The 26,437-nt window shown below is 67.5% G+C and carries 27 protein-coding genes, 3 tRNA genes and 1 pseudogene; 20 read left to right on the forward strand and 11 right to left on the reverse strand.

Going from position 1 to position 26,437, the window contains the following annotated elements:
• Position 1: 1 nt before the first annotated feature.
• Positions 2 to 1,006: a patatin-like phospholipase family protein gene (locus tag EPN51_RS00045; RefSeq protein WP_293034667.1), complete on the forward strand. Its 1,005-nt coding sequence runs from the start codon at positions 2 to 4 to the stop codon at positions 1,004 to 1,006.
• A 213-nt stretch (positions 1,007 to 1,219) separates the two neighbouring features.
• Here the strand turns inward: EPN51_RS00045 and EPN51_RS00050 are convergent, their stop codons facing one another.
• The 3 genes and pseudogenes from EPN51_RS00050 to EPN51_RS00060 all read right to left on the reverse strand — a co-directional run bounded on the left by EPN51_RS00050 (position 1,220) and on the right by EPN51_RS00060 (position 3,549).
• A complete protein-coding gene (locus tag EPN51_RS00050; RefSeq protein WP_293034669.1) occupies positions 1,220 to 1,915 on the reverse strand; it encodes a crotonase/enoyl-CoA hydratase family protein in 696 nt (231 codons plus the stop codon).
• A pseudogene (locus EPN51_RS00055) lies at positions 1,912 to 2,765 on the reverse strand (hypothetical protein). The gene EPN51_RS00050 and the pseudogene EPN51_RS00055 overlap by 4 nt, the downstream one beginning before the upstream one ends.
• A gap of 70 nt (positions 2,766 to 2,835) precedes the next feature.
• On the reverse strand, positions 2,836 to 3,549 hold the full coding sequence (locus EPN51_RS00060) for an MBL fold metallo-hydrolase (RefSeq protein WP_293034671.1): 714 nt from the start codon (positions 3,547 to 3,549) through the stop codon (positions 2,836 to 2,838).
• 53 nt (positions 3,550 to 3,602) lie between these two features.
• Here EPN51_RS00060 and EPN51_RS00065 point away from each other — a divergent pair, with 53 nt between their 5' ends.
• From EPN51_RS00065 to rplA, 12 genes are all read left to right on the forward strand, one after another.
• Positions 3,603 to 3,809 carry a type II toxin-antitoxin system VapB family antitoxin gene (locus EPN51_RS00065; RefSeq protein WP_293034673.1) on the forward strand — a complete coding sequence of 69 codons (207 nt, stop codon included), beginning with the start codon at positions 3,603 to 3,605 and terminating at the stop codon, positions 3,807 to 3,809.
• 151 nt (positions 3,810 to 3,960) lie between these two features.
• Positions 3,961 to 4,033: transfer RNA gene (locus EPN51_RS00070), tRNA-Thr, on the forward strand.
• Between the two features lie 51 nt (positions 4,034 to 4,084).
• Positions 4,085 to 4,158 (forward strand) — tRNA-Met (locus EPN51_RS00075).
• 46 nt (positions 4,159 to 4,204) lie between these two features.
• Positions 4,205 to 4,372, forward strand: coding sequence for a 50S ribosomal protein L33 (rpmG, locus tag EPN51_RS00080; RefSeq protein WP_003898538.1), 168 nt, complete (start codon positions 4,205 to 4,207; stop codon positions 4,370 to 4,372).
• A 48-nt stretch (positions 4,373 to 4,420) separates the two neighbouring features.
• A complete protein-coding gene (gene hadA, locus EPN51_RS00085; protein WP_293034675.1) occupies positions 4,421 to 4,900 on the forward strand; it encodes a (3R)-hydroxyacyl-ACP dehydratase subunit HadA in 480 nt (159 codons plus the stop codon).
• Complete coding sequence (gene hadB, locus EPN51_RS00090; protein WP_293034677.1) at positions 4,887 to 5,315, forward strand: (3R)-hydroxyacyl-ACP dehydratase subunit HadB; 429 nt, start codon at positions 4,887 to 4,889, stop codon at positions 5,313 to 5,315. Before hadA ends, hadB begins: the two co-directional genes overlap by 14 nt.
• 3 nt (positions 5,316 to 5,318) lie before the next feature.
• Entirely contained in the window at positions 5,319 to 5,819 is a 501-nt protein-coding gene (hadC, locus tag EPN51_RS00095; protein ID WP_293034679.1) for a (3R)-hydroxyacyl-ACP dehydratase subunit HadC, read from the forward strand.
• Positions 5,820 to 5,963: 144 nt separating this feature from the next.
• Positions 5,964 to 6,036 (forward strand) — tRNA-Trp (locus tag EPN51_RS00100).
• 147 nt (positions 6,037 to 6,183) lie between these two features.
• On the forward strand, positions 6,184 to 6,633 hold the full coding sequence (gene secE, locus EPN51_RS00105) for a preprotein translocase subunit SecE (RefSeq protein ID WP_293034681.1): 450 nt from the start codon (positions 6,184 to 6,186) through the stop codon (positions 6,631 to 6,633).
• A 42-nt stretch (positions 6,634 to 6,675) separates the two neighbouring features.
• Positions 6,676 to 7,473, forward strand: a complete 798-nt coding sequence (gene nusG / locus EPN51_RS00110) for a transcription termination/antitermination protein NusG (protein ID WP_293034683.1) — start codon at positions 6,676 to 6,678, stop codon at positions 7,471 to 7,473.
• 48 nt (positions 7,474 to 7,521) lie between these two features.
• On the forward strand, positions 7,522 to 7,950 hold the full coding sequence (rplK, locus tag EPN51_RS00115) for a 50S ribosomal protein L11 (RefSeq protein ID WP_007767860.1): 429 nt from the start codon (positions 7,522 to 7,524) through the stop codon (positions 7,948 to 7,950).
• Between the two features lie 69 nt (positions 7,951 to 8,019).
• The gene (rplA, locus tag EPN51_RS00120; RefSeq protein WP_293034686.1) at positions 8,020 to 8,727 is read left to right on the forward strand and encodes a 50S ribosomal protein L1; all 708 of its coding nucleotides are present in this window, start codon (positions 8,020 to 8,022) and stop codon (positions 8,725 to 8,727) included.
• A gap of 69 nt (positions 8,728 to 8,796) precedes the next feature.
• Here rplA and EPN51_RS00125 read toward each other — a convergent pair whose 3' ends face one another.
• From EPN51_RS00125 to EPN51_RS00155, 7 genes are all read right to left on the reverse strand, one after another.
• Positions 8,797 to 10,014, reverse strand: a complete 1,218-nt coding sequence (locus tag EPN51_RS00125) for a sigma-70 family RNA polymerase sigma factor (RefSeq protein ID WP_293034688.1) — start codon at positions 10,012 to 10,014, stop codon at positions 8,797 to 8,799.
• A 4-nt stretch (positions 10,015 to 10,018) separates the two neighbouring features.
• Complete coding sequence (locus EPN51_RS00130) at positions 10,019 to 10,717, reverse strand: YciI family protein (RefSeq protein WP_293034690.1); 699 nt, start codon at positions 10,715 to 10,717, stop codon at positions 10,019 to 10,021.
• Between the two features lie 92 nt (positions 10,718 to 10,809).
• Positions 10,810 to 11,706: a hydroxymycolate synthase MmaA4 gene (gene mmaA4, locus EPN51_RS00135; protein ID WP_293034692.1), complete on the reverse strand. Its 897-nt coding sequence runs from the start codon at positions 11,704 to 11,706 to the stop codon at positions 10,810 to 10,812.
• 163 nt (positions 11,707 to 11,869) lie between these two features.
• On the reverse strand, positions 11,870 to 12,730 hold the full coding sequence (locus EPN51_RS00140; RefSeq protein ID WP_293034694.1) for a cyclopropane mycolic acid synthase family methyltransferase: 861 nt from the start codon (positions 12,728 to 12,730) through the stop codon (positions 11,870 to 11,872).
• An 88-nt stretch (positions 12,731 to 12,818) separates the two neighbouring features.
• The gene (locus EPN51_RS00145; RefSeq protein WP_293034696.1) at positions 12,819 to 13,727 is read right to left on the reverse strand and encodes an alpha/beta hydrolase; all 909 of its coding nucleotides are present in this window, start codon (positions 13,725 to 13,727) and stop codon (positions 12,819 to 12,821) included.
• 10 nt (positions 13,728 to 13,737) lie between these two features.
• Positions 13,738 to 15,084: an AarF/ABC1/UbiB kinase family protein gene (locus EPN51_RS00150; RefSeq protein WP_293034698.1), complete on the reverse strand. Its 1,347-nt coding sequence runs from the start codon at positions 15,082 to 15,084 to the stop codon at positions 13,738 to 13,740.
• Between the two features lie 40 nt (positions 15,085 to 15,124).
• Positions 15,125 to 15,709 (reverse strand): DinB family protein, encoded by a 585-nt coding sequence (locus tag EPN51_RS00155; protein WP_293034839.1) that lies wholly within the window; start codon positions 15,707 to 15,709, stop codon positions 15,125 to 15,127.
• Positions 15,710 to 15,770: 61 nt separating this feature from the next.
• On the opposite strand from EPN51_RS00155, the gene EPN51_RS00160 reads away from it, so the two are divergent.
• From EPN51_RS00160 to rplL, 5 genes are all read left to right on the forward strand, one after another.
• Positions 15,771 to 19,967, forward strand: coding sequence for an NEW3 domain-containing protein (locus tag EPN51_RS00160; RefSeq protein WP_293034700.1), 4,197 nt, complete (start codon positions 15,771 to 15,773; stop codon positions 19,965 to 19,967).
• Complete coding sequence (locus EPN51_RS00165) at positions 19,964 to 20,581, forward strand: malonyl CoA-ACP transacylase (protein WP_293034702.1); 618 nt, start codon at positions 19,964 to 19,966, stop codon at positions 20,579 to 20,581. Before EPN51_RS00160 ends, EPN51_RS00165 begins: the two co-directional genes overlap by 4 nt.
• Before the next feature lie 5 nt (positions 20,582 to 20,586).
• Positions 20,587 to 21,507: an ROK family protein gene (locus EPN51_RS00170; protein WP_293034704.1), complete on the forward strand. Its 921-nt coding sequence runs from the start codon at positions 20,587 to 20,589 to the stop codon at positions 21,505 to 21,507.
• Between the two features lie 327 nt (positions 21,508 to 21,834).
• Positions 21,835 to 22,470, forward strand: coding sequence for a 50S ribosomal protein L10 (gene rplJ, locus EPN51_RS00175; protein ID WP_293034706.1), 636 nt, complete (start codon positions 21,835 to 21,837; stop codon positions 22,468 to 22,470).
• 33 nt (positions 22,471 to 22,503) lie between these two features.
• Positions 22,504 to 22,896 carry a 50S ribosomal protein L7/L12 gene (gene rplL, locus EPN51_RS00180; RefSeq protein ID WP_293034708.1) on the forward strand — a complete coding sequence of 131 codons (393 nt, stop codon included), beginning with the start codon at positions 22,504 to 22,506 and terminating at the stop codon, positions 22,894 to 22,896.
• 59 nt (positions 22,897 to 22,955) lie between these two features.
• Here the strand turns inward: rplL and EPN51_RS00185 are convergent, their stop codons facing one another.
• Positions 22,956 to 23,639: a TetR/AcrR family transcriptional regulator gene (locus tag EPN51_RS00185; RefSeq protein WP_293034710.1), complete on the reverse strand. Its 684-nt coding sequence runs from the start codon at positions 23,637 to 23,639 to the stop codon at positions 22,956 to 22,958.
• Between the two features lie 71 nt (positions 23,640 to 23,710).
• Between EPN51_RS00185 and EPN51_RS00190 the strand changes: the two genes are divergently transcribed.
• A complete protein-coding gene (locus EPN51_RS00190) occupies positions 23,711 to 25,213 on the forward strand; it encodes a carotenoid oxygenase family protein (protein WP_293034712.1) in 1,503 nt (500 codons plus the stop codon).
• A gap of 173 nt (positions 25,214 to 25,386) precedes the next feature.
• A complete protein-coding gene (locus EPN51_RS00195; RefSeq protein ID WP_293034714.1) occupies positions 25,387 to 26,397 on the forward strand; it encodes an ATP-binding cassette domain-containing protein in 1,011 nt (336 codons plus the stop codon).
• Positions 26,398 to 26,437: the final 40 nt, after the last annotated feature.

Consider the following 26,437-nt stretch of genomic DNA (forward strand, 5'->3'; position numbering starts at 1 on the left):
GATGGTGTCCAACACGCACGAGCCGAAACCCGTTGACCTCGTGCTGTCCGGCGGGGGCGTGAAGTTCATCGGTCTGGTGGGCGCCATCGTCGCGCTGATGGATGCCGGGTATTCGATCAAGAGGGTGTCGGGGGTCTCGGCCGGCTCGGTGGTCGCGGCGATCCTGGCGGCCGGATCCATCGGGTCCCAGCTGACCGGCGCGCAGGTCAAAGAGCTCGCCTTCTCGGTCCCGCTCCATAAGTGGCGCGACGCCCGACCCGTCCCCTATCTCGGTGCGGCCTGGGGGCTGGTGACCGAGACGAGCATGTACCGCGGCGACGTCGCCCACGACTGGATTCGCAGCGAGTTGAGGAACTTCGGGGTCACCTCCTTCGGCGATCTGCACCTCGACGAGGACGACCTGGTCGAAGGGCGGCGGGACAGGCTGGTGGTCACCGTTGCCGACGTGACCGCGGCCCAGCTGGTGCGGTTCCCGTGGGACTATCGGCGGCTCTACGGTCTGGACCCCGATGAGCAGCCGGTGGCCGACGCGGTGCGCGCCTCGATGGCGATTCCCTTCTTTTATCGCCCGGTCAAGCTGACCGGCGCCGACGGCACGACGTCCACCCTCGTCGACGGCGGTGTGCTGTCGAATTTCCCCGTCGACACCTTCGACCGGCGCGACGGCAGGGCGCCGGCCTGGCCCACCTTCGGGATCACGGTCCTGCCGAGGCTGACCGAGGGCCTGGGTGCGGTGATGCCGGCCCTGAAACCGTTGCGCTTCTTCGAGCAGACGGCATTGCTGGAAAGCCTGCTCACCACCATGCTGGCCGGCCACGACCAGACCCATCTCAGCCAGCCGTGGGTTGCGGCGCGCGCCATCGCGGTCGAATCGACCGATGTCGGCGTGCTCGACTTCGCCACCTCCAGGGGCCGGCTCGAAGAGCTCTATGAGAGCGGCTATGCGGCGGCGCAGGCCTTCCTGTCGACGTGGGATTGGCCGGCTTATCTGGACCGGTTCCGGTAAGCCGTGTCCCGGCGGGTGAAGTGACGGGCCGGCGTGTACGTGTCAGACTGGCGGCGAGGAGGCGAAGTGAACGCGGTGGCGGCTTTATGCGGCCACCGCGTTCGCCGTTTCAGTTCATCAGCACCTGCGGTGAAAACTCTTTGAGCATCGCGTTGGCGAGGACTTCCCCGGCGGCGGCCCCCGAAACCACCTCAGGCGGATCCGCCGCGCGGCCTACATCCCGAATTCGGCTTCGATCCCGTCGATGCCGGCTCGGATGGCCGCCAGGGCGTCGGCGCGGGCGCGCAGCTTGGTGGCGGCGTGGGCGCCCCGATTGAGGCCGGCGAATTCGATTGCGGCTTCCTCGGCGCGGTCGATAACCATCTCGGGCAGCACGATCTCATCGATAAAGCCCGCGGCAAGGGCGGTTTCACCGAAGAACGTTTTGGCCAGCCCGGCGGCCTGCTGGTATCCCGACGGCGTCAGCCGCAGCTTCATGATCTCGCACGCCGCGTAGGGGATGACCATGCCGATCGCGACCTCATTGGCCTGGATGTTGTAGGCGTGAGCGGCCACCCGGTGATCGCCCGACGACAACAGGAACGCCCCCATCGCGATCGCATGGCCGGTGCACGCCATCACCACCGGCCTCGGATAAGACAGCAGGCGGTACGCCAGCTCGAACCCGCCTCGCAGCATGTCGATCGCGGGCTGCACCTCACCGGAGGTGAGGACCTTCAGGTCGAAGCCCCCGCTGAACACCCGCTCATTGCCGGTGATCACCAGCGCCCCGGCGTCGTCCCGATCGGCCTGGTCGATCGCGTCGCCCAGGGCCCGCTGCATGGTCGGACCCAGCGCATTGACCTTGCCGTCGTCCATCCTGATGACGGCGACGGAGTCCTTGGTGCTGTAGTGGACCGGGGCGGTCATGGCTTGCTCCTTGCCGTCACGCGGGCTGGCCGTGGTGTTTGCCCAAATCGCCTTCGGCGTTACTCCAGCGCAGGCTGACATCGGTGGGTTCGTCGATTTGGCGGGTGCGCCATCTGTCTTGGGTTTCTCGGACCGCCGCGTTGATCCGCTCGATCTCGCTGCGGAAGACCTCGGGCCGGGTCTCCTTGCTGGCGTAGTGGAAATAGGTCAGCAGGCCGCGCAGCAGCTCCAGCTTCTCCTTTTCCCGCTTCGCCAGGTCATGGGTGGTCATCAACTCGATGCGCTGGACGGGAGGCAGCGCATCCCAGTCCAGCACCACCTCGGTGCGCAGCGGAGAGCGTTCGCGCTGCCAGAACCGCAGGCCGCGCGGCCGATCGGGCCGGTCGTAGTAGCTGACGGTGCCGGTGAAGCGCGATTCGATACCACTGCCGATTTCGGCGCGGTCGAGCGCGGAATCCCACACCATCCGCCATTCCTGACCGGGTGCGAGCACCGGCAACTCGCGGGGCAGCCGCAATTCGACGACGTCGGCGTAGCCGTCGGCGGCGCTTTCGTATTCGGCCACCGTCGGCGGATTGACGAACGAGAACTCGATGTCGTAGGCCGCGGTCTGACCGAAGTTGCGGACCACCAGTTCGATCACGTGCCAGTCGGCGGGATGCGGTTCCATGAACACCCCGACGTGCGGGCGGGTTTGCTCCGCCGCCGCGCGGCGATTGCGGGTGATCTGGCTGTTGGTGAAGACCAGCGTGACGACGGCGAGGGCGATCGCCGCCCACGCCGCCCACGCAATCCAGGTGCTGGACCCGACGTGCGTGACCTCATGCCAGCTGTCCTGGATCCAACCCATGGAATCCACCCCCCGCTTATATCACAGGGCCGGGCGCCGAAGGGTCACCATCGAGTGATCACCGCGACGCTCAGCCGCCCATCAGCATCCGCCATTGGTCAAGGTCCGCGGCCCGATACACATAGTTGGAACGCTTGACGTCCGACAGCGAGGCACTCGGTTCAGCCGAATACCAATGCCCCGGAAACACCATCGGGTCACCGGGAAGGGTCGCGAGCCGCTGCAGGCTGCGGTACATCTCGTCGGAGTCGCCGCCGGGGAAGTCGGTGCGCCCGCAGCCCTCCAAGAACAACGTGTCACCGGCGACCAGGCGGCCGTCGAGCAGAAAACACTGGCTGCCCGGGGTGTGGCCGGGGGTATGCAGCAACTCGATCTCGATATCGCCGATGCTGACCTTGTCATGGTTCTCGTGTGCGGTCAGGTCGCCCAGACCGATCCCGGTGACTCGCGAAACCCACAGCGCCTCATGGGTATTGACGTGCACCGGCACCGACGCCCGTTCCAGCAGTTCCGCCAGGCCCTGCAGCGAGAAGCCCATCATCGATCCGCCCACATGGTCGGGGTGGTGGTGGGTCACCAGCACCCCGGACAGACGCATGCCGTCGGCCTCGAGGGTGTCGATGAGATCACCGGCGGCATATGCCGGGTCGACGACCACGCAGTCCCCGGTTTGCCGGTCGCCGATCAGGTAGGCGAAGTTGCGCATCTGGGTCGCGACCATGTCGTCGGCGGCGAAGTCGCGACCGGAGAGCAGTTGACGAAAGTACAGCCGGTCTTGTGACACGTCACCAGATTAGGACCCGGATCAGGGCGGGCCGCGGTGGGTATTGTTGGCGCATGAGGAAGAAGGTCGAAATCGAGGTCGACCTCGATCTGGTCGATGAGGCGATCCGGCGCTTCCATCTCGCCGACACACGTGAGGCCGTCAATCTCGCGTTGCGCACCCTGCTTCATGAAGACGATTCCATCGAAGAGGACGACGAGTACGACGAGTTCAGCGACCTCGACGCGTGGCAACCTCGCCGTACCGGCGGGAGCGGGTGAGCTGCGCGCCGGCCTCGTCGAGGGCCGAATGAGCCCGGCGTTTCGGGCGACCGCGGCGTGCCACCGCCCATCGGTACTCGTGGTTTGGTGCCGCTGCGAGCCAGGTTGTACCCTCTTTTAGGCCCGCGCGACTGATCGCTTCGGGTGAACGGCCCCCTTAGCTCAGTCGGTAGAGCGTTTCCATGGTAAGGAAAAGGTCAACGGTTCGATTCCGTTAGGGGGCTCGGCGGACGCCGAGCAGCGTGGCGGCCCCGACCCCAAAAGGGGTGGCCAGAGGCGATGTAGCTCAGTCGGTTAGAGCGAACGACTCATAATCGTTAGGTCGCCGGTTCGAGTCCGGCCATCGCTACAACAGAACAGCACAGATTTTTTTCAAGAATCGAGAGAGAACCGTCATGGCGTCCAGTACCGACGTACGGCCGAAGATCACCTTGGCATGCGAGGTGTGCAAGCACCGCAACTACATCACCAAGAAAAACCGCCGGAACGACCCGGACCGACTGGAGCTGAAGAAGTTCTGCCCCAACTGCGGTAAGCACCAGGCGCATCGGGAGACGCGCTAGCGGCGACCCGCCAGCGCTTATTCCGATTGATTAGGTAGTTTACGAACCGTGCCGTTAACCGAAAGCATCGTCGGGATGCACTACCGCTATCCCGATCATTACGAGGTGGAGCGGGAGAAGATCCGCGAATACGCGGTCGCCGTGCAAAACGACACCCCGGCGTTTTTCGAGGAGAAGGCGGCCGCCGACCTCGGCTACAAGGGTTTGCTGGCCCCGCTGACGTTTGTTTGCGTGTTCGGCTACACGGCGCAGATGGCGTTCTTCAAGTACGCCAAGGTCGCCGTCCAGGACGCGCAGGTCGTTCAGGTCGACCAGGTGCTGAAATTTTTCGCGCCGCTGGTGGCCGGTGACAGGCTCTACTGCGACGTTTATGTGGACTCGGTGCGCGTGTCGCACGGCACCCAGATCATCGTCACGAAGAATGTCATCACCAATGAAGCCGGTGACGTCGTGCAAGAGACCTACACGACCCTGGCGGGCCGTGCCGGCGATGAGGGAGAAGAGGGGTTTACTGATGCCACTGCGTGAGTTCAGCTCCGTGAAGGTGGGCGACCAGCTTCCGGAGAAGACCTACCCGTTGACCCGCCAGGATCTGGTGAATTACGCGGGCGTTTCCGGTGACTTGAACCCGATCCACTGGGACGACGAGATCGCCAAGGTCGTCGGCCTGGATACCGCGATCGCGCACGGCATGCTGACCATGGGCATTGGCGGCGGTTATGTCACTTCGTGGATCGGTGATCCCGGGGCGGTCACCGAGTACAACGTGCGGTTCACCGCCGTGGTACCGGTGCCCAACGACGGCAAGGGCGCCGAGCTGATCTTCAGCGGCCGGGTGAAATCCGCCGATCCCGAGACCAAGTCCGTGACCATCGCGCTCACTGCCACCACCGGCGGCAAGAAGATCTTCGGCAGGGCGATCGCGTCCGCAACCCTGGCATAGCTGATGGCGCTCAAAACAGACATCAGGGGAATGATCTGGCGCTACGCGGACTATTTCGTGGTCGGTCGTGAGCAACTCCGCGCGTTTGCGCAATCCATCAAGAACGACCATCCGGCGTATTTCGAGGAAGACGCGGCCACGGAGCTCGGCCACAGCGCGATCCTGGCGCCGCTGACCTTTGGGACGATCTTCGCCAAGCTGGTCCAGCTCGATTTCTTCCGGCATGTCGACATCGGCATGGAGACCATGGTGATCGTCCAGGTCGACCAGCGGTTCGTATTCTCCAGGCCGATCAAGGCCGGCGACAAGCTGTGGGCCCGGATGGAGGTCCAATCGGTGGCCGAGCGTTTCGGCGCCGACATTGTCGTCACCAAGAACATCTGTACCGACGAAGCCGGCGAGGTCGTCATGGAGGCCTACACCACGTTGATGAGCCAGTACACCGACGGGTCCGCAAACCTGCGGTGGGACGCAGAGTCCGGCCAGGTCGTGAGGACGGCGTAATTAGTATCTGACTCCCGCACCGATGTACACTCGGTCGTCGGGGTTTTCCCAGCACTAGCGCGCTTTCCGTGAGTCGAGCAATCGGAAGGCGCGCGTGTCATGTAAGCCCGGGTAGGTAAGCGCAGGTTGGCCTGCCAACCGCGAAGGGGCGTAGCTCAACTGGCAGAGCAGCGGTCTCCAAAACCGCAGGTTGCAGGTTCAAGTCCTGTCGCCCCTGCTGAAGACGAACGTCCGTTGACGATGCGGGCCGGGATGGCCTGAGGAGGACACGGGCGACCGCTGAGGTGTGCCATGGTGGACACTGGAAGAATGTGCCGCCACCGAGGGGACGGCTCTCGGGTACGAGCAATCAAAGGAGCGTGCGGTGAGCGACGAAGGCGATGTTGCCAACGACGCCGCCGGCGACGGCGCTGAGACAGATGACGGCCGCGCCGGCGGCGGTCGGACGGCGGTGGTGACGCGGCCACAACGCCCCACCGGTAAGCGGTCCCGGCAGAAAGCCGCCGGCGCCGGCGAGGACGCCGAGTCGTCGGACGAGATCGAGATCTTCGGCAAGGAGAAGGCCAAGAAGGGCGCCAAAGCCAAGAAGGCCGCCAAGCCGAAGAAATCCGGGGACCACCGGGCCAATCCGTTCGTGTTCGTCTACAACTACCTCAAGCAGGTCGTTGCAGAGATGCGGAAGGTCATCTGGCCCAACCGCAAGCAGATGCTCACGTACACCTCCGTTGTGCTGGCCTTCCTGGCCTTCATGGTGGCGCTGGTCGGCCTGGCGGATTTCGGCCTGACCAAGCTGGTGCTGTTGGTGTTCGGCTGAGCGAGTGACGCCGCTTTTAAAGTGACAGAGAGGACTCACACCGTGACTACCTTCGACGGTGACCCGTCAGCGGGTGAAGCGGTCGACCTGAAAGAGACCGCCGACGCCACCGAGGCTGCTGAAGCTTCCGAGGCTTCTGACGGCACGGCGACCTCCGAGGCCGCCGAGGCGACTGCGGACGACGCTGCCGAGGCGCACGAGGAGCCGGACGAAGAGGCAGACCCGGCCGCCACGCTCAAGGCGGAACTGCGCAGCAAGCCCGGCGACTGGTATGTGATCCACTCCTACGCGGGATACGAGAACAAGGTCAAAGCCAACCTCGAAACGCGTGTGCAGAACCTTGACGTCGGTGACTACATCTTCCAGGTGGAGGTGCCCACCGAAGAGGTCACGGAGATCAAGAACGGCCAGCGCAAGCAGGTCAATCGCAAGGTGCTGCCCGGCTACATCCTGGTGCGCATGGAGTTGACCGACGACTCGTGGGCCGCGGTGCGCAACACCCCCGGGGTCACCGGGTTCGTCGGGGCGACCTCGCGCCCGTCGGCCCTGACGCTCGACGACGTGGTGAAGTTCCTGCTGCCGCGCGGCGCGACGAAGAAGGCCGCCAAGGGCGCGGCCAGCACCGCCACCGCCGCCGAGGCCGGCGGGCTGGAACGTCCGGCCATCGAGGTCGACTACGAGGTCGGCGAATCGGTGACGGTCATGGACGGGCCCTTCGCGACGTTGCCGGCCACGATCAACGAGGTCAACGGCGAGCAGCAAAAACTCAAGGTGCTGGTGTCGATCTTCGGCCGCGAAACACCGGTCGAATTGACCTTCAGCCAAGTCTCCAAGCTCTAAACCGGCGGATACGCCGGGCACAAACCAGGAAGGAACGAACAACATCTCATGGCCCCGAAGAAGAAAGTCGTCGGGCTGATCAAGCTTCAGATCCAGGCGGGGCAGGCCAACCCGGCGCCGCCGGTCGGGCCCGCGCTCGGTCAGCACGGCGTCAACATCATGGAGTTCTGCAAGGCGTACAACGCCGCCACGGAGAACCAGCGCGGCCAGGTTATCCCTGTCGAGATCACGGTCTACGAGGACCGCAGCTTCACCTTCGCGCTCAAGACCCCGCCCGCCGCCAAGCTGTTGCTCAAGGCCGCCGGCGTCGGCAAGGGCTCGGCCGAACCGCACAAGACCAAGGTCGCCAAGGTCAGCTGGGATCAGGTCAAGGAGATCGCCGAGACCAAGAAGGCCGATCTGAATGCCAACGACATCGACGCGGCCGCCAAGATCATCGCCGGCACCGCCCGGTCGATGGGTATCACCGTCGAGTAATACCCGACCACAGTGGGAGGGCCAGCTTCGGCCCGCGAACCACGACCCAACACCAGATTGGATGAATCAATGAGCAAGAACAGCAAGGCATACCGCGCCGCCGCCGAGAAGGTGGACCGCAACAACCTCAACTCCCCGCTGGAGGCGGCCAAGCTCGCCAAGGAAACGTCGTCGAGCAAGCAGGACGCGACCGTCGAGGTGGCGATCCGGCTGGGCGTCGACCCGCGCAAGGCGGACCAGATGGTCCGCGGCACGGTCAACCTGCCGCACGGCACCGGTAAGACCGCCCGCGTCGCGGTGTTCGCCGTCGGCGACAAGGCCGAGCAGGCACAGGCCGCCGGTGCGGACATCGTCGGCAGCGACGACCTGATCGAGAAGATTCAGGGCGGCTGGCTGGAATTCGACGCCGCGATCGCGACCCCGGACCAGATGGCCAAGGTCGGTCGCATCGCGCGGGTGCTCGGTCCGCGCGGCCTGATGCCGAACCCCAAGACCGGCACCGTGACCCCCGACGTCGCCAAGGCCGTGGCCGACATCAAGGGCGGCAAGATCAACTTCCGCATCGACAAGCAGGCCAACCTGCACTTCGTCATCGGCAAGGCCTCCTTCGACGAGACGGCCCTGGCCGAGAACTACGGCGCCGCGCTTGACGAGGTGCTGCGGCACAAGCCGTCCGCGTCGAAGGGCCGCTACCTGAAGAAGATCACCGTCTCGACGACGACGGGCCCGGGCATTCCGGTCGACCCGTCCGTCACCCGCAACTTCTCCGAGGCGTAATTTTTCGCGAGCAGACGCAAAAGCCCCGCTTTCTCGGCGTGTCGGGTGCTTTTGTGTCTGCTCGGCATCCTAGCCGCCGCACTCGGCGATGCGCCGCCGCAGGAACTCGCGGCCCGGGTCAGATCCGTTGGATGTCAAGGCCGTTCGGTACCACGTGAGCGCTTCGGCTGGTCTGCCCGCGCGCCGGAGCAGGTCGGCGCGCACGATCACCGCAAGATTGGAGCGGTCGAGCCGCGGATCGCCTGCCACGTCGTCCAAGGCGGCGAGGCCGGCGTCCGGACCGTCGCGCAACCCGATCGCCAGCGCGCGATTGGCGGCCACCACCGGGGAGCCGGTGATCCCCACCAGCCGGTCATAGGCGGTGCAGATGGCGACCCAATCGGTCTGTTCCCACGACGGCGCCGTCGCGTGCAGTGCGGCGATCACCGCCTGGAGCAGATAAGCGCCCGTCGAACCCTGGGCCCGCCGCAACCGGTCCAGCCCGCGGACGATGCGTGCGCGGTCCCACCGGCGGCGGTCCTGGTCCTCGAGCGGCACCGGCATCCCGGACTCGTCCACCCGGGTCGCGCGTCGCGAATCATGGAGCAGCGTAAGGGCGGACAATGCGTGCGCCTCCGGCTCATCGGGCAGCAGCGCGCACAGCTCCCCGCCCAGCCGGATCCCTTCGTCACACAGGTCGTCACGGATGGCCGAGGGCCCCGCGGTCGACCAGTAGCCCTCGGTGAACACCGAATAGACGCAACCCAGCACGTGGGGTATGCGCTCGGGCAGCAGCTCGGCGGGCGGGACCCGCAGCGGGATGTTGGCGTGCCGAACCTTGTTCTTGGCGCGCGTGATTCGCTGGCCGATCGCCGTCTCGGTCTGCAGGAGCGCGCGGGCGATTTCACCGACGGTCAGGCCGGACACCAGCCGCAGCGTCAACGCCAATTGTGATTGCCGGTCCAGCGCCGGGTGCGCGCAGGTGAACATCATCCGCAGCTCGTCATCGGGAACCGGATGCGGGTCGGTGTGCTCGGTGCGTGTCCTGATGTCGTCCAGCACGGCCGTCAATTCCTTTCCGGGGCGCACCGATTCGCGGCGCAGGCGATCCCGGGCGCGATTGCGGCCGACGGTTACCAGCCATCCGCCCGGATTGACGGGCACCCCATCGCGCGGCCAGGTGCGCAGCGCTTCGGCGCAGGCCTCCTGGACGGCGTCCTCGGCGACGGTGAGGTCACCCGACCACCGCGCGAGCGCGGCCACGGCCGGGCCCCACTCCCGGCGGAAGACGCCGTCCAGGTCGGCCATCTGCCTACCGGCCGGAGACTCCCGCCAGCTGGCGCAGGTGCACCGTCGAGGCGGGGATCATCGATGCGATCTTGACGGCCTCGTCACGATCCGCGGCGCTCAGCAGGTAGACCCCGGTGGCGATTTCGGCGCCCTCCACATACGGCCCGTCGGTGATGAGGACCTCGCCGTCGCGCACCCGCACGGTCGTCGCCGTGGACCGGTCGTGCAGCGCGGCGCCGCCGATCACGTGATCGCCGGCGGCGGCGTGCAGATCCACGTGCTTCGCCGCCACGGCCTCCCACTCCGGCGTACCCGGTGTGTGGGCGGATTCGGCGGGTTCGAGCAGCAGCGCGAGCCAGTCGTCGCCGGTGAGCGCGCGGGACGGCTCGACGGCGTGGACCACCGGCCACAGCTCCACCGCCCCGAACGCGGCCACCGGGACGTCGCGTGCCAACGCCAGCGCCTCATCGAGGTTTTCGGCCTCGAACACGTAATAGCCGCAAGCCACCTCGGCGGCCTCCGCGAAGGGGCCGTCGGTCACCATCGGCGCATCCGGACCGCCGGTGATGGCCACGGCGGCCGCGGCGGGCGCCAGCGCGTCACCGGCTTTGATCGCCCGCCCGGCTTTGGCGTGAAAGCCCTCGAATGCTGCCATCGCGGCGGCGGCGTCGTCGGGCGTACGGTCCTGCTCCTTGCTGATCAACAAGGCGAAATACTGCATGGTCGTCACCTCCGGTAGTGAGCGAAGCCGTCTGCTCCACTCTCTACCTACTCGACGAACCGCGCAGCGCTAATCCGACAGGCTCGGGGGAATCAGGCGGCCGCACCCGGCTTGAGGTAGGTCACCAGGCTGACGTCGAGCATCTCCTCGGTGAAATAGTGCTCGCAGCCGCGCAGGTACTTGATGTAGCGGTTGTAGACCTCTTCGGACGTGGCCTCGATGGCCTTGTCCCGGTTCGACTCGAGCGTGTCACCCCAGATGTGCAGGGTCTTGATGTAATGCGGCCGCAGCGAAATCGGTTCGGGCACAACAAAACCGGCCTTTTCACCGTGATCGACCATCATCTGGGTGGAGGGCAGCCGGCCGCCGGGGAAGATCTCGGTGACGATGAACTTGATGAACCGCGCCGTCTCGAAGCTCAGCTTCTTGCCGCGCGCGGCAAGATCGTACGGGTGGTAGCTGACACTGCTCTGGACCGTCATCCGGCCGTCGTCGGGCATGATGTCGTAGGTCCGCTTGAAGAAGTCGTCGTAGTTCTCGTGGCCGAAGTGCTCGAAGGCCTCGATCGACACGATGCGGTCGACCGGCTCGTCGAAGTCCTCCCAGTTCTGCAGACGGACCTCGCGCGAGCGGTTGCTGTCGATGGAAGCGAGCAACGCCGCGGCGCGGGCGTGCTGGTTCTTGGACAGCGTCAGGCCGATGACGTTGACGTCGAACCGCTCGACGGCGCGTTTCAGGGTCGTGCCCCAGCCGCAGCCGATGTCCAGCAGGGTCATGCCCGGCTTCAGGTCCAGCTTGTCGAGATTGAGGTCGATCTTGGCGTACTGCGCTTCCTCCAGGGTCATGTCGTCGCGCTCGAAGTACGCGCAACTGTAGATCCGCGACGGGTCCTGGAACAGCCCGAAGAAATCGTCGGAGACGTCGTAATGCGCCTGGATGTCCTCCGAACGCGTTCGCGTCTTCGTCGGGCCAGTCGTGTGCTCAGCCATTTTCGTCCTGTTCTCCTGGATGACGTTTACTGCCTCTACTCACGTACGCATCGAGGGGTCCTGTGTGACCGGCAACGATACCAACGTCGGGGCGTCGTTTGCTAAGGGTGGAAGTGCGCGTCGCGGGGCCCAACCGCGGATGCAAAGTCTACGTTTTCCGGCGCTACTTGGTGAGAGTGTACTGGGCCACGTTGGAGATGCCTTTGCGGAAAAGGCCCGCGCAGCCGGTCAGGTAGCGCATGAAGCGGTCGTAGACCTCTTCGGACTGGATGGCGATGGCGCGTTCGCGATTGGCCTGCAGGTTGGCCGCCCACGTGTCCAGGGTCCGGGCGTAATGCGGCTGTAGGTATTGGGTCTGCTCGAGCGAGAAACCGCTTGCTCGCGACAAGTCGACGATGTCGGATTCGCCGCACATCTGCCCGCCGGGAAAGATTTCCTTGCCGAGGAAGTGCAGGAAACGCAGGTCTGACATCGTGATTTTGATGCCGACTTCCCTCCAGTGCGACTGCGGGTGCGTAAATATGCTGTGCATCAGCATCCGGCTGTCGCCGGGGAGGGTCTCGTACGCCCAATCCCAGAACGCGGGCCAGCGTTCCTTTTTGAATGCGTCGAAGGCCTCGAAGCTGATGATCCGATCGACGTGTTCGTCGAACTCCTCCCAACCTTGCAGCCGGGCCTCGGCTCGCCGAGTCGTCGGGATCGCGGCCAGCCTCGCTTCGGTGCGCGCGTGGTGGTTGCGGCTGAGCGTGATGCCGATGGCATTCACGTCGTACTTCTCCACAGCTCGGACCACCGCCCCGCCCCAGCCGCAGCCGACATCGAGCACCGTCATTCCCGGCTCGAGGTTCAGCTTGTCCAGTCCCAGATCCAGCTTGGCAAGCTGTGCCTCTTCCAGCGTCATGTCGTCGGTTTCGAAATAGGCGCAGGTGTACACCATATTGGGGTCAAGGAACAACGCGAAGAAGTCGTCCGAAATGTCGTAGGTTGCCTGCGACTCTTCGTAATACGGCTCCAGCCTGACCATTGGTACACCCACCCTCCTTCGACAACCGTACAACCCTGTGACAGGGACTGAAACTGCGAAGAAATGTGTCTACGGGATACTTTTCGCCTCAGCACGCCTTGCCGAAGTTGTTTGCCAGCACGCCGACCACCTGATCCCACAACTGCTGTGGCAGATCATGACCCATGCCGTCGAATACCACCAGTCGGGCGCCATCGATCGCCCGGGCCACCGCGCGGCCTCCGAAGGGCCGCATCAGCTTGTCCGCCCGGCCGTGGATCACCACGGTGGGGGCGACGGTCCCGCGGTTGTAGCGCCGCAGGCTGCCGCTGCCGAGCACCGCGGCGAAATGCCGCGCGACGCCCTGCGGGTAGTAATTGCGGTCGTAGCCCTCCGCGGCCTCGGCGCGGGCCTGCTCGTCGGCCACCCGGTAGCGCGGGCTCCCGATGATCTTGCCGACGCGCACCGCATTGTCGATGACCACCTCGCGCGGCGAGTTCGGCGGCGGCCCCTTCAGCAGCGCCAGCAACGCGCGCGGCGCCGGCGGCGGCAGCAGAGCCGAATTGTTGCTGGAGAAGATGACCGCCAGGGTGGTGGTCCGCTCGCGGAATCGCGCGGCGAAGATCTGGGCGATCATGCCGCCCATCGACGCGCCCACGACATGGGCACGGTCGATGTCCAGATGATCCAGCACGGCCGCGGCGTCGTCGGCCATGTCCTCGAGCCGGTACACCGCCCGGCTGGGCAGGCCAAGCCAGGACCGGACCAACCGCGTCGCCAGCGGCTGCCCCGAGCTACCGCCATAGCGGGTCTTGCTGGACAGGCCGACGTCGCGGTTGTCGTACCGGATGACACGCAGGCCGCGGCTGACCAGCTTCTCGCAGAACGGGATCCGCCACAGCAGCAGCTGGGCTCCCAGCCCCATGATCAGCAGGACGGGCGGGTCGTCGATGTCACCCATGTCCTCGTAGTACAGCTTTAGGTCGCCTGATATGGCATGCCCCGTGCGGACCTGCACCGCAGCGCTCCTATACCTCTACGTCGGAGGAGTGTTCGCGGCTGACTTCGACCATGAAGTTCGCGAAATACCCCGTCAATTGCGGATCCGACATCATCTGCCACTTGGGCGCCAGCAGCTTCATATAGCGCTCGACGTAGAGGAACTGCTTGCCGATCAGCACCAGCTCGCGGGGCAGCTTGACGTCGTAGGCGTCGGCCAGCGTCGACAACTGCCGGCCGATGTCGGCGTACGACATGTCACCCAACGTCTGCATGGTCAGCGGGGTGGCGAAACGCTCCAGGTCCTTGGCGGCCTCGGCCTCGGGCTTCATGGTGCCGACGGCGCCCATCAGCACCACGATCTTTCCCGCCGCGGCGTGGTCCTTCTTGACCAGCAACGCGTACACCAATTCGCGCAGCAACCAACGGGTGCGCGGGTCGATGCGGCCCATGATGCCGAAGTCGAAGAACACGATGCGGCCCTGATCGTCGACGTAGAGGTTGCCCGCGTGCAGGTCGCCGTGGAACAGCCCGTGCCGCAGCCCGCCTTCGAAGAGCGAGAACAGCAGCGCCTTCACCAGCTCAACGCCGTCGAACCCGGCCTTGCGGATGGCGGCGACGTCGTCGATGCGGATGCCCGACACCCGCTCCATCGTCAGCACCCGGTCGCTGGTGAAGTCCCAATACACCTGCGGCACCCGGATGCCCTGGCCCAGCGCGGAGGCGTGCAGGTGCGACACCCAGGCCTCCATCGACTGCGCCTCGAGCCGGAAATTCAGCTCCTCGGCCAAGTTGCCGGAGAAGTCGGCGACGACGTCCTGCGCGGAAAGCCGGCGGCCCAGCTTGGCCACCTCGACGGCCTGGGCGAAGCGCTTGAGGATTTGCAGGTCGGCGGCGACCCGGCGGCGAATGCCCGGCCGCTGGATCTTGACGACGACCTCCTCACCGCTGTGCAGGGTCGCGTAGTGCACCTGGGCGATGGACGCCGAGGCGAACGGCTCTTCGTCCCAGGTGGCGAACAGCTCGGACGGGTCGGCCCCGAGCTCGTCGATGAACAGCTTGTGCACCTCGCCGGAGTCGGCGGGTGGCACCCGGTCCAGCAGGCCACGAAACTCCCGGGACAGCGATTCGCCGAACGCCCCGGGGCTGGACGCGATGATCTGCCCGAACTTCACGTACGTGGGTCCCAGGTCGGCGAAGGTCTGTGGGAGCTGTTTGATCACCTTCTGCTGCCACGGCCCCCGGCCCGACAGTTTGGTGACGACACGAGCGGCGGAGCGGGTGACCTGCCAGCCTGTCACCGCTACCCGGGCCGCTTCGACCGGCAACGGCACCCGGTCCAGCTTGGCCACCTCTCGATGTTTGGTAGAACTCATTCCAGCAGTCTGCCAAATCGGCTCTGGCAAGTCCCAATCTCTACCGGGGCCGATGCCCGCTTCGCCACGGCCGCACCCACCCCTGGATCGCCCAGCCCTCGAGCCCGGCGATCAGCTCATACATGGTGGCGCCGTCGATCGTCTCCCGGATGATGTCGGCGTGCCCGGCGTGCCGCGCCAGCTCGTTGATCACGTGCAGGATCACCCAGCGCACCGACCAGGCCTCCTGGTCCTTCGGGAACCACGGGATGTCCCGCGGAACGGGCACCGCGGCGTCGAGGTCCGCGGTCTCGGCCAGCCGAAGCGATTCGGCGTTCTGCGCCTCGAATGCCCGCAGCAGCCCGTCCAGCGTCTCGTCGGGCCGCATCACGTGCTGGTCCGCGAACTCCTTACTGATCTGCTCGAAGGGGCGGGTGTCTTTCGGCGGCGCATCCGGCGCGGCGGCGACGCGCGCCATCCAGCTGCGCTGCATCCCGGTGGCGTGCTTGACCAGCCCGCCGATCGACAGCGCGCTGACCGAGGGCGTGGACCGGGCCTGTTCGTCGGTGAGGCCGTGCGAGACGGCGAAATACGCGCTTTGGTGGAACGCGAGGAATTCACGCAGGGCGCTGCGTTCGTCGGCCACGGGCCGGGCGAGGGCGGGCATTGTCCGATCGTAGTTCGCCCACACGCCGTAAAGTGCGGGGATGCAGCTGGTTTCGGCGCGCTCGACCGAGCTATTCGTCGGGCCGCCGGACGCCCCGCTGCAGCTGGTCCGGGTCTCGGTCTCAGGGTGCGCCGAGCCGACGCCGATCCGCATCGACGGCGACCGACTGGGCGGACAGATCCTCGCCGAGGCCGGCCGGGAAGTGATCGAGGTCCCGGTCACCGTGGACCATCCGGTGGTCGGTGAGCGCCGGCCCGCGCGGGTGCACGCCGGCGGTGCGCGACTGCCGTTTGACTTCACCATCGCCGAGCCCGGCTGGACCATGTTCATGGTCAGTCATTTCCACTACGACCCGGTGTGGTGGAACACCCAGGGCGCCTATACCAGCGAGTGGATCGAGGATCCGCCGGGGCGGGCCCGGCAGACCAACGGCTTCGAACTCGTGCACGCACACCTGGAGATGGCGCGCCGCGAGCCCGAGTACAAGTTCGTGCTCGCGGAGGTGGACTACCTCAAGCCGTACTGGGACACCCGCCCCGAGGACCGCGCCGACCTGCGGCGGTTCATCACGCAGGGCCGCGTCGAGGTGATGGGCGGCACCTACAACGAACCCAACACCAATCTGACCAGCCCGGAAACGACCATTCGAAACCTGGTGCACGGCATGGGCTTTCAGCGTCACATCCTGGGTGCCGACCCGGCGACCGCGTGGCAGCTGGACGTGTTCGGCCACGACCCGCAGTTCCCCGGGCTGGCCGCCGACGCCGGCCTGACTTCGAGCTCGTGGGCCCGGGGACCGCACCACCAGTGGGGCCCGACGCACAGCGACGGCGGACTGGGCGGCATGCAGTTCTGCAGCGAGTTCGAGTGGATCTCGCCGTCGGGCCGCGGCCTGCTCACCCACTACATGCCCGCGCATTACTCGGCGGGCTGGTGGATGGATTCCGCGACGTCGCTGGGCGAGGCCGAGGACGCCACGTACGAGCTGTTCGATCAGCTCAAAAAGGTCGCGCTGACCCGCAATGTGCTGCTGCCCGTCGGCACCGACTACACCCCGCCCAACACGTGGGTCACCGCCATCCATCGCGCCTGGGCCGCCCGCTACACCTGGCCGCGATTCGTGTGCGCGCTGCCGCGCGAATTCTTTGCGGCGGTGCGCGCCGAACTGGCGCAGCGTGAGTGTGCGCCGTCGCCGCAGACCCGCGACATGAACCCGATCTACACCGGCAAGGACGTGTCCCACATCGACACCAAACAAGCCAACCGGGCCGCGGAGAACGCCGTCTTGGCGGCCGAGCGCTTCGCGGTGTTCGCGGCGCTGATGACCGGCGCCGACTACCCGCATGCCGCCTTGGCCAAGGCGTGGGTGCAGCTGGCCTACGGCGCGCACCACGACGCGATCACCGGCTCGGAGTCCGACCAGGTCTACCTCGACCTGTTGACCGGCTGGCGTGACGCGTGGGAGTTGGGTCGCGCGGCCCGGGACAACTCACTGGCGCTGCTGTCGGGGGCGATCGGTGATTCCGGGGACGTCATCGTGTGGAACTCGCTGGCCCACCGGCGCACCGACATCGTCACCGCCCGGGTCGATCCGCCGCTGCGCGCGGGCGCGCGGGTGCTGGACGCCGACGGCGCCGAGCTGCCCGCGCTTGTCGAGCACGACGGCAGTTCGGTCACCTGGCTGGCCCGCGACGTCCCGTCGCTGGGCTGGCAAACCTACCGGCTGGCTCCCACCGATAAAGCCGACCGGGCGAGCGGCTGGGCGCCGGTGCCGGGATCGATGATCGCCAACGAGCACTACCGGATCGAGGTCGACGCCGCCCGCGGCGGGGCGGTCGCCTCGCTGATCGACCTGTCTGGCCCGGGGGGCCGCGAGCTGATCGCGGACGGCCGGGTGGGCAACGAGCTCGCCGTCTACGAGGAATACCCGTCGCACCCGACGCAGGGCGAGGGCCCGTGGCATCTGCTGCCCAAGGGGCCGGTGGTGTGCTCGTCGCAAGCACGGGCGCGGGTGCAGGCCTACCACGGTCCCCTCGGTCAGCGGGTGGTGGTGCGCGGCCGGGTCGGCACGTTGCTGCGCTACACCCAAACCCTGACGCTGTGGCGGGGCGTCGCGCGGGTGGCCTGCCGCACCACGATCGACGAGTTCACCGGCGCCGATCAGCTGGTGCGGCTGCGCTGGCCGTGCCCGGTGCCGGGCGCCATGCCGGTCAGCGAAGTGGGCGACGCCGTCGTGGGCCGGGGTTTCGCGTTGCTGCACGAGGGCTCCCGCTCGGTGGATACCGCACGGCACCTGTGGACTTTGGACAACCCGGCGTACGGCTGGTTCGGCCTGTCCTCAGCGGCCCGGATCCGGGTTTCGGGGGCCGACGTGCGGGCGATATCGGTCGCCGAGGTGGTGTCGCCGGCGGAGACGCTGTCCGGACCGCTGGCGCGTGAGCTGATGGTGGCGCTGGTTCGTGCCGGTGTCACGGCCACCTGCAGCGCCGCGGACAAGCCGCGCTACGGCCACCTCGCGGTGGATTCCAATCTGCCCGACGTGCGCGTCGCGCTGGGCGGGCCGGATCGCAACGCTTTCACCGGGGCGGTGCTGGCCCACGCCGATCCGGCCTACGCCGAGGAACTGGACCGTCAGCTGGCGGCGTCCGGCCGGGCCAGGGTGTGGGTGCCGGCCGAGACGCAGCTGGCCGCGGTGTGGGTGCCCGGCGCCGACCTGCGCCCGCTGCGCGCGCTGCCCGTGCTGGTGATCGACGGCCGCGACGAGGAAGACCTGCGGGCGGCGATCGCCTCGGTGGCCGACGACCTCGGCGACGCCGAGATCGTCGTCGCGCAACAACCCCCGTCGGGAACCGATGCATTCGACGACCGCACCGTCGCCCTGCTCAACCGGGGGGTGCCCAGCTTCGCCGTCGACACCGAGGGCACCCTGCACACCGCGCTGATGCGCTCCTGCACCGGCTGGCCGTCGGGCATCTGGATCGACGACCCGCGCCGCACCGCGCCGGACGGCTCCAACTTCGGCCTCCAGCACTGGACCCACGCCTTCGAGTACGCGTTGGTCAGCGGGCAGGGCGACTGGCGGCGCGCCGAGATCCCCGCCCGCAGCGCACAGTTCTCCCACCCGTTGCTCGTCGCCGCCGGAGGCCGGCGGCATGGCGCGCTGCCGCCGGCCGGTTCGCTGCTGCGCGTCGAGCCCGCCGAATCGGTGCACCTGGCGGCCCTCAAGGCCGCCGGCAATCCACTGACCGCGGGCAGCGCGGCGCCGCTCGACCCGAACGCGGTCGCCCTGCGGCTGGTGGAAACGACCGGGGCCCGCGCGCGTGTCGTTCTCGGCTCGGACTTCGCGGCGATCAGCGACTTGCGGCGCGCCGATCTCCTGGAGAGACCGACCGGGCGCCTGGATTCGGTCGACCTGCACGGTTATCAGGTGGCGACCGTGCTGGCCCGCTTCGAGACGCCCGGGACGATATCGGATGCCGCCGCCCTGGCTCCGCACGCCGAGGCCGCCCAGCCCCTGTACGCCCGCTATTGGCTGCACAACCGGGGTCCGGCGCCGCTCGGTGGGCTGCCTGCGGTCGCCCACCTGCACCCGTCGCTGGTCAGCGCCTGGCCGGGCGGCGAGATGACCCTGCGCCTCACCGCGGCCAGCGACTGCAGCGACGCCCCGCTGCGCGGTGGGGTCGTCCTTGCGTGCCCCGACGGCTGGTCGGTTTCACCCGCCGAGCTGCCGTTGACCCTGTGCAGCGGCGACCACCTGGAGGCCGACGTCGTGGTGTCGATCCCGCCCCGCGCCGAACCCGGGCTCTATCCGGTGCGGGCCGAGCTGCGCCTCGCCGGGGATGAGATCCCGGCTTCGTGGCGGCAAGGGGTGGAGGACGTGTGCGTGGTGGCCGTGGGCGGCGGACCGGTCGACCCCGGCGAGCTGATCTACCTTGCCGACGGGCCCAGCGAGGTCACGCTGCGACCCGGGGCAGCGGGCGACCTGACCGTCACGGTCGGCACCCACGGCCGGGCCGACCTCGGGCTGGAGGCGCATCTGATCAGCCCGTGGGGCACCTGGGAATGGATGGGCCCCGCCGCGCTCGGCGCGGTCCTGCCCGCCCGCGGCACCGTCGACCTCGGCTTTCGCTTGACCCCGCCGGCCTGGCTGGAACCCGGCCGGTGGTGGGCGCTGGTACGCATCGGCTGCGCCGGCCGGCTGATCTACTCGCCCGCCGTGCGGGTGACGGTGACATGAGCAACCACCCGATCGCGACCGTCGCCGGCATCCCCGTGTCGTCCGCCGAAATCGACGCGGCCGAAACGCGGCTGCGCGCCGCCCGGGGAGCGGGTGCGCTGCCGGCCGGTGGCACCGGCGAGGGCCGCCAGCTGCGGCGCTGGCTGACCCAACTGATCGTCACCCAACGCGTGATCGCCACGGAGGCGGGCGCGCGCGGGCTGACCGCACGCGGCGCGCCGACCGAGACCGAGTTGCTGCCCGACGCGACCGCGCGGCTGGAGATCGGCAGCGTCGCCGCGGCCGTGCTGGCCGATCCGCGCGCCCGGGCGCTGTTCGCCGATGTCACCGCCGCGGTGCACGTCACCGATGACGAGGTGGCCGCCTATCACGCCCGCAACCCGCTGCGGTTCGTCGCAACCCAGCGAGATCAAAGTGGCTGGCGCACAACAGTATTGGTTGCATCACCGCTGAATGAGGTGCGATCGGTGATCGCCGAACATCTGCGTGGCGCCGCGCGGCGGCGCGCCTTCCGGCTGTGGCTGGATGCCCGCCGCGCCGAGCTGGTGTGGCTAGCACCCGGTTACGAGCATCCCGGCGACCCCCGCCAGCCCGACAACACCCACCGGCACTGAGCGCCATGCTTACCCTCTGTTTGGACATCGGCGGCACCAAAATCGCCGCCGCACTGGTCGATTCGGATGGTGCGCTCGCGTATACCGCGATCCGCCCCACCCCGGCCACGGCCGCCTCCGACGACGTGTGGGCCGTCGTCGAAGCCATGATCACCGACGCGTTGCGGGCGGCCGACGCCCCGATCACCGCCGTCGGCATCGCCTCGGCCGGGCCGATCGATCTGCGCACCGGATCGGTCAGCCCGATCAACATCGCGGGCTGGGACCGCTTCCCGCTACGCGACAGGGTCGCCGCGACGGTGCCGGGGCTGCCGGTCGCGCTGGGTGGCGATGGCGTGTGTATGGCGTTGGGGGAGCACTGGATTGGGGCGGGCCGCAGGACGGGCCCGGACGCCCGGTTCCTGTTGGGCATGGTGGTCTCCACCGGGGTGGGCGGCGGATTGGTGCTCGACGGTGTCCCCTACACGGGGCGCACCGGCAACGCCGGCCACGTCGGGCACGTCGTGGTCGAACTGGACGGTTCGCCGTGCACCTGCGGCGGCCACGGCTGCGTGGAGACGGTGGCGTCCGGGCCGTGGATGGTGCGCTGGGCGCGGGAAAACGGATGGGCCGCACCGCCCGGCGCGGGCGCCAGCGACCTGGCCGTTGCGGCGGCGGCCGGAGACCCGTTGGCGCAGCGGGCGTTCCACCGGTCGGCCAACGCTCTCGCCGCGATGATCGCCTCGGTCGGCGCGGTCTGCGATCTGGACCTCGTCGTGATCGGGGGAGGGGTCTCCAAGTCCGGTCCGCTGCTCTTCGACCCGCTGCGGGCCAAGCTCGCCGACTACGCGGGACTGGACTTCTTGTCCGGCCTGCGCGTGGTACCCGGCGAGCTCGGCGGTGCAGCCGGTCTGATCGGCGCCGCCCGGCTCGCGGCCCTGGGCTGACGCGCCGCATGCGCCGCGGACAGCTCCCTACGCCGGCTGCGTGGACCACGGCATCGCCGTCACCTGAGCCGTCACCTGAGGTCGCCGTTTTGGCTGACCGCGCAGGCCACGCTATTCTGTTAGCCGATCCACCGAAGACCGTCGGTCACCGAGCAATCGGTTGAAGGTCCGGGAGCATCCCGGCGGCCCACGCAGGAGGACGAGGCACCAGCGCCGGTTCGCACCGGTGTGTTTTTACGCCCCGGCCGCTTCCTGCGCCGGGGCGTTCGTCGTTTTTCGGGGGAATCGAGATGACACGTCGCATGACTTTCACTTCAGGAGGTAGGCATGGCCAGGGCTGACAAGGCCACCGCCGTTGCAGATATCGCCGAGCAGTTCAAGGAATCGACCGCGGCCCTGGTCACCGAGTATCGCGGCCTGACGGTCGCCAACCTGGCCGAGCTGCGGCGCTCGCTGGGCGGGGCGGCCACCTACTCGGTGGCCAAGAACACGCTGGTCAAACGGGCTGCTTCGGAAGCCGGGGTCGAGGGTCTCGACGAACTCTTCGCCGGTCCGACGGCCATCGCGTTCGTCACCGGGGAACCGGTCGACGCCGCGAAGGCCATCAAGATCTTCGCCAAGGAACACAAGGCGCTGGTCATCAAGGGCGGTTACATGGACGGCCGCGCGCTGACGGTCGCCGAAGTCGAGCGCATCGCCGACCTCGAGTCGCGCGAGGTGTTGCTGGCCAAGCTGGCCGGCGCGATGAAGGGCAACCTCGCCAAGGCGGCCGGGCTGTTCAGCGCTCCGGCTTCGCAGGTCGCCCGGCTCGCGGCCGCGCTGCAGGACAAGAAGGCCGCGGAGGGGCCGGCAGCTTCCGCCGAGCCCGCTGCCCCGGAACCCGCCGCCGCCGCGGAAGCCGCCCCAGAACCAGCTTCGGAAACACCCTCTGAGGCTCCGGAAACCCCGGCCGAAGCCGAATAAACCCCAACCCGAAATCAGGAAGGACCCACACCCATGGCAAAGATGTCTACCGACGACCTGCTCGACGCTTTCAAGGAAATGACCCTGCTGGAGCTCTCCGACTTCGTCAAGAAGTTCGAGGAGACCTTCGAGGTCACCGCGGCCGCCCCGGTCGCCGTCGCCGCGGCCGGCCCGGCCGCCGGTGGCGCGCCCGCCGAGGCCGCCGAGGAGCAGTCGGAATTCGACGTGATCCTCGAGTCCGCCGGCGACAAGAAGATCGGCGTCATCAAGGTGGTCCGCGAGATCGTCTCCGGCCTGGGCCTCAAGGAGGCCAAGGACCTGGTCGACGGCGCGCCCAAGCCGCTGCTGGAGAAGGTCGCCAAGGAGGCGGCCGAGGAGGCCAAGACCAAGCTCGAGGGCGCCGGCGCCACCGTCACCGTCAAGTAGTTCTGCCGAGCACACAAAAGCCCCCGCACGCCTCGCGTGTCGGGGGCTTTTGCGTCCGCTCAGCGCAACGTGGCCGATCGTTGCGACCGGTTCACCTTCTCCGGTGAATCCCCAAGCGCCACAAGCAGGTTCGACGTCATCGAACCCAGCACCGCGATGACGGCGGAGCTGTCATCGCCGTAATAGCCGGCCAGCTCCAGCATGACGAACCCGTGGATCGACGCCCAGAACTGGGCCGCTATCGCCACCACCGCCGCGTCGTCATCGGCCGCACCGGTGCCGATCCGCTCCGCCAGCACGCACCGGAGTACGGCGCGCACGACGTGCGCAAAGCTGGGGTAGCCCCGCTCGATCTCGGCGACCGTCAGCGTCAGGACATCGTGGGCGGGCGCGTTGATGCCGTGCGCGCTGGTGCTGCCGAACATCAGCCGATACATGTGCGGGCACTTGATCGCGTAGCGCCGGTAGGCCGCACCGATCACGAACAGGTCGGCGACCGGATCGTCGGTTTCGGTCACGGCCAGCGCGGCGTCGAACTGCCGCAGGCCCTCCTCGGCCACCTCCGCGATCAGCCCGCCCATCCCGCCGAAATGGGTGTACAGCGCCATCGTCGAGGTGCCCGCGGCGCCGGCCACCTTGCGGGTCTGCAGCGCATCGGGGCCGTCCTCGTGCAGCAGGTCGACCGCCGCGGACAGCATGTCGTCCCGGACGCTGCGGACGCCGTCCTGTATCTCCGAAGTCATCCTTGCCACCTTCCCACCCGGGGCGTAGCGTGCCAATAACATTGAAATAACGATGTTATAGGAGCTCAGCCGTGACGACCAGAGAAACCGTCAAGTCGCCGAATCCCTACCTCGCAGGCTTCCTGGCCCCGGTGAGCGCGGAGGTCACCGCCACCGACCTCAAGGTCACCGGGCGCATCCCCGGACACCTCGACGGGCGCTACCTGCGCAACGGGCCGAACCCGGTCGCCGAGGTCGACCCCGCCACCTACCACTGGTTCAGCGGCGACGGCATGGTGCACGGGGTTGCCCTGCGCGACGGCCAGGCATGCTGGTATCGCAACCGATGGGTGCGCACCGCCCACGTCTGTGCCGAACTCGGCGAGCCGGCGCCCAGCGGGCTGAACCCGCGCGCCGGCATGCTCTCCGTCGGTCCCAACACCAACGTGCTGAGCCATGCCGGGCAAACGCTTGCGCTCGTCGAGGGCGGCGGGGCGAACTACCGGCTGACCGACGAGCTGGACACCGAAGGGCCCTGCGATTTCGGCGGAACCCTGTTCGGCGGATACACCGCCCATCCGCACGCCGATCCGCGGACCGGCGAATTGCACGCGGTGTCCTACTCGTTCACCCGCGGGCGGACCGTGCAGTACTCGGTGATCGACACCCGGGGCCGAGCCCGGCGCACCGTCGACATCGAGGTGAGCGGGTCGCCGATGATGCACGACTTTTCGCTGACCGACAAATATGTGGTGATCTACGACCTGCCGGTCACGTTCGACCCCGTCCAGGTGATGCCGGCGAACGTGCCCGGGTGGTTGAGTCTGCCGGCACGACTGGTCATGCAGTCGCTCATCGGGCGCGTGCGGTTGCCCAGCCCGGTGACGACGATGCTCAATCGCAATCGGCGGCCGATCGATCGGATGCCTTACAAGTGGGACGACGACTACCCGGCGCGCATCGGGGTCATGCCACGGGACGGCGGCAATCGAGACATGCGCTGGTTCGACATCGAGCCCTGCTACGTCTACCACCCGCTCAACGCCTACTCCGAAATGCAAGACGGGGCAGAGGTTTTGGTGCTCGATGTGGTGCGTTACTCGCGGATGTTCGACCGTGACCTGCGCGGTCCCGGCGACAGCCGGCCGACGCTGGACCGCTGGACGCTCAACCTGGCCACGGGGGCGGTGACCAGCGAACGCCGCGACGATCGCCCGCAGGAGTTCCCGCGTATCAACGAGACCTTGCTGGGCGGGCGGCACCGGTTCGGCTACACCATCGGCACCGACGGCGGTTACCTGTCGAGCGGCGCATCCGAGATGTCCACCGCCCTCTACAAACACGACTACGCCACCGGCTCGAGCGCCGTCGCCGAACTCGATGCCGGCCTTTTGCTCGGCGAGATGTCGTTTGTGCCCAACCCCGCGGCACGCGCCGAAGACGACGGCATCCTGATCGGCTTCGGCTATCACCGCGGCCGCGACGAAGGCCAATTGCTGTTGCTGGACGCGCAGACACTCGAGCACGTCGCCACCGCCCATCTGCCGCAGCGGGTGCCGATGGGCTTCCACGGCAACTGGGCGCCAGCTGGCTAACACGCACGTCAAATAACTTGCGCCGTCGGGGCTTCCGGCTGAGTCTGCGGACGGCCAATTTTCCACCGGCTGTGTTCGGCAACCCTGATGCCGTGTGGCGGGCGTGCGCTACAGTGACTCATGCCACACAAAAGGGCAGGTGGCGGGCACGAGTGTCGACGGAAGGATTTCCCATGGGCGTCGCAATCGAGGTGAATGGACTTACGAAGTCCTTCGGTTCCTCGAGAATCTGGGAGGACGTGACGTTGGAAATCCCTGCCGGGGAGGTCAGCGTCCTGCTGGGGCCGTCGGGTACCGGCAAATCGGTGTTTTTGAAGTCGCTGATCGGTTTGTTGCGCCCGGAGCGCGGCTCGGTCGTCATCGACGGCACCGACATCCTGCAGTGTTCGGCCAAGGAGCTCTACGAGATCCGCACGCTGTTCGGTGTGATGTTCCAGGACGGCGCGCTGTTCGGCTCGATGAACCTGTTCGACAACGCCGCCTTCCCGCTGCGCGAGCACACCAAGAAGAAGGAAGGCGAGATCCGTGACATCGTCATGGAGAAGCTGACCCTGGTCGGCCTCGGCGGCGACGAGAAGAAGTTCCCCGGGGAGATCTCCGGCGGTATGCGCAAGCGCGCCAGCCTGGCCCGCGCCCTGGTGATGGACCCGCAGATCATCCTGTGCGACGAGCCCGACTCCGGTCTGGACCCGGTTCGTACCGCCTACCTGAGCCAGCTGATCCTGGACATCAACGCCCAGATCGACGCCACCGTCCTGATCGTGACGCACAACATCAACATCGCCCGCACCGTGCCGGACAACATGGGCATGTTGTTCCGCCGCAAGCTGGTCATGTTCGGCCCGCGCGAGGTGCTGCTGACCAGCGACGAGCCGGTGGTGCGGCAGTTCCTCAACGGCCGCCGGATCGGGCCGATCGGCATGTCCGAGGAAAAGGACGAGGCGACCATGGCCGAAGAGCAGGCCATGATCGATGCCGGTCACCACGCCGGCGGCGTCGAGGAGATCGAGGGTGTGCCGCCGCAGATCCTGGCGACCCCGGGGATGCCCGAGCGCAAGGCCGTCGCGCGCCGCCAGGCCCGGGTGCGCGAGATTCTGCACACCCTGCCCAAGAACGCTCAGGCCGCCATCCTCGACGACCTCGAAGGCACTCGCAGGTTCCGCGCGCACGAGTTCGGCGACTAGTGCGTCGGCCCGGCGGGTTCCTCGACAACTCCCCGTAACA

Origin of the sequence: Mycobacterium sp., from assembly GCF_004298145.1 — a bacterium.
In the GTDB taxonomy this organism is placed as follows: domain Bacteria; phylum Actinomycetota; class Actinomycetes; order Mycobacteriales; family Mycobacteriaceae; genus Mycobacterium.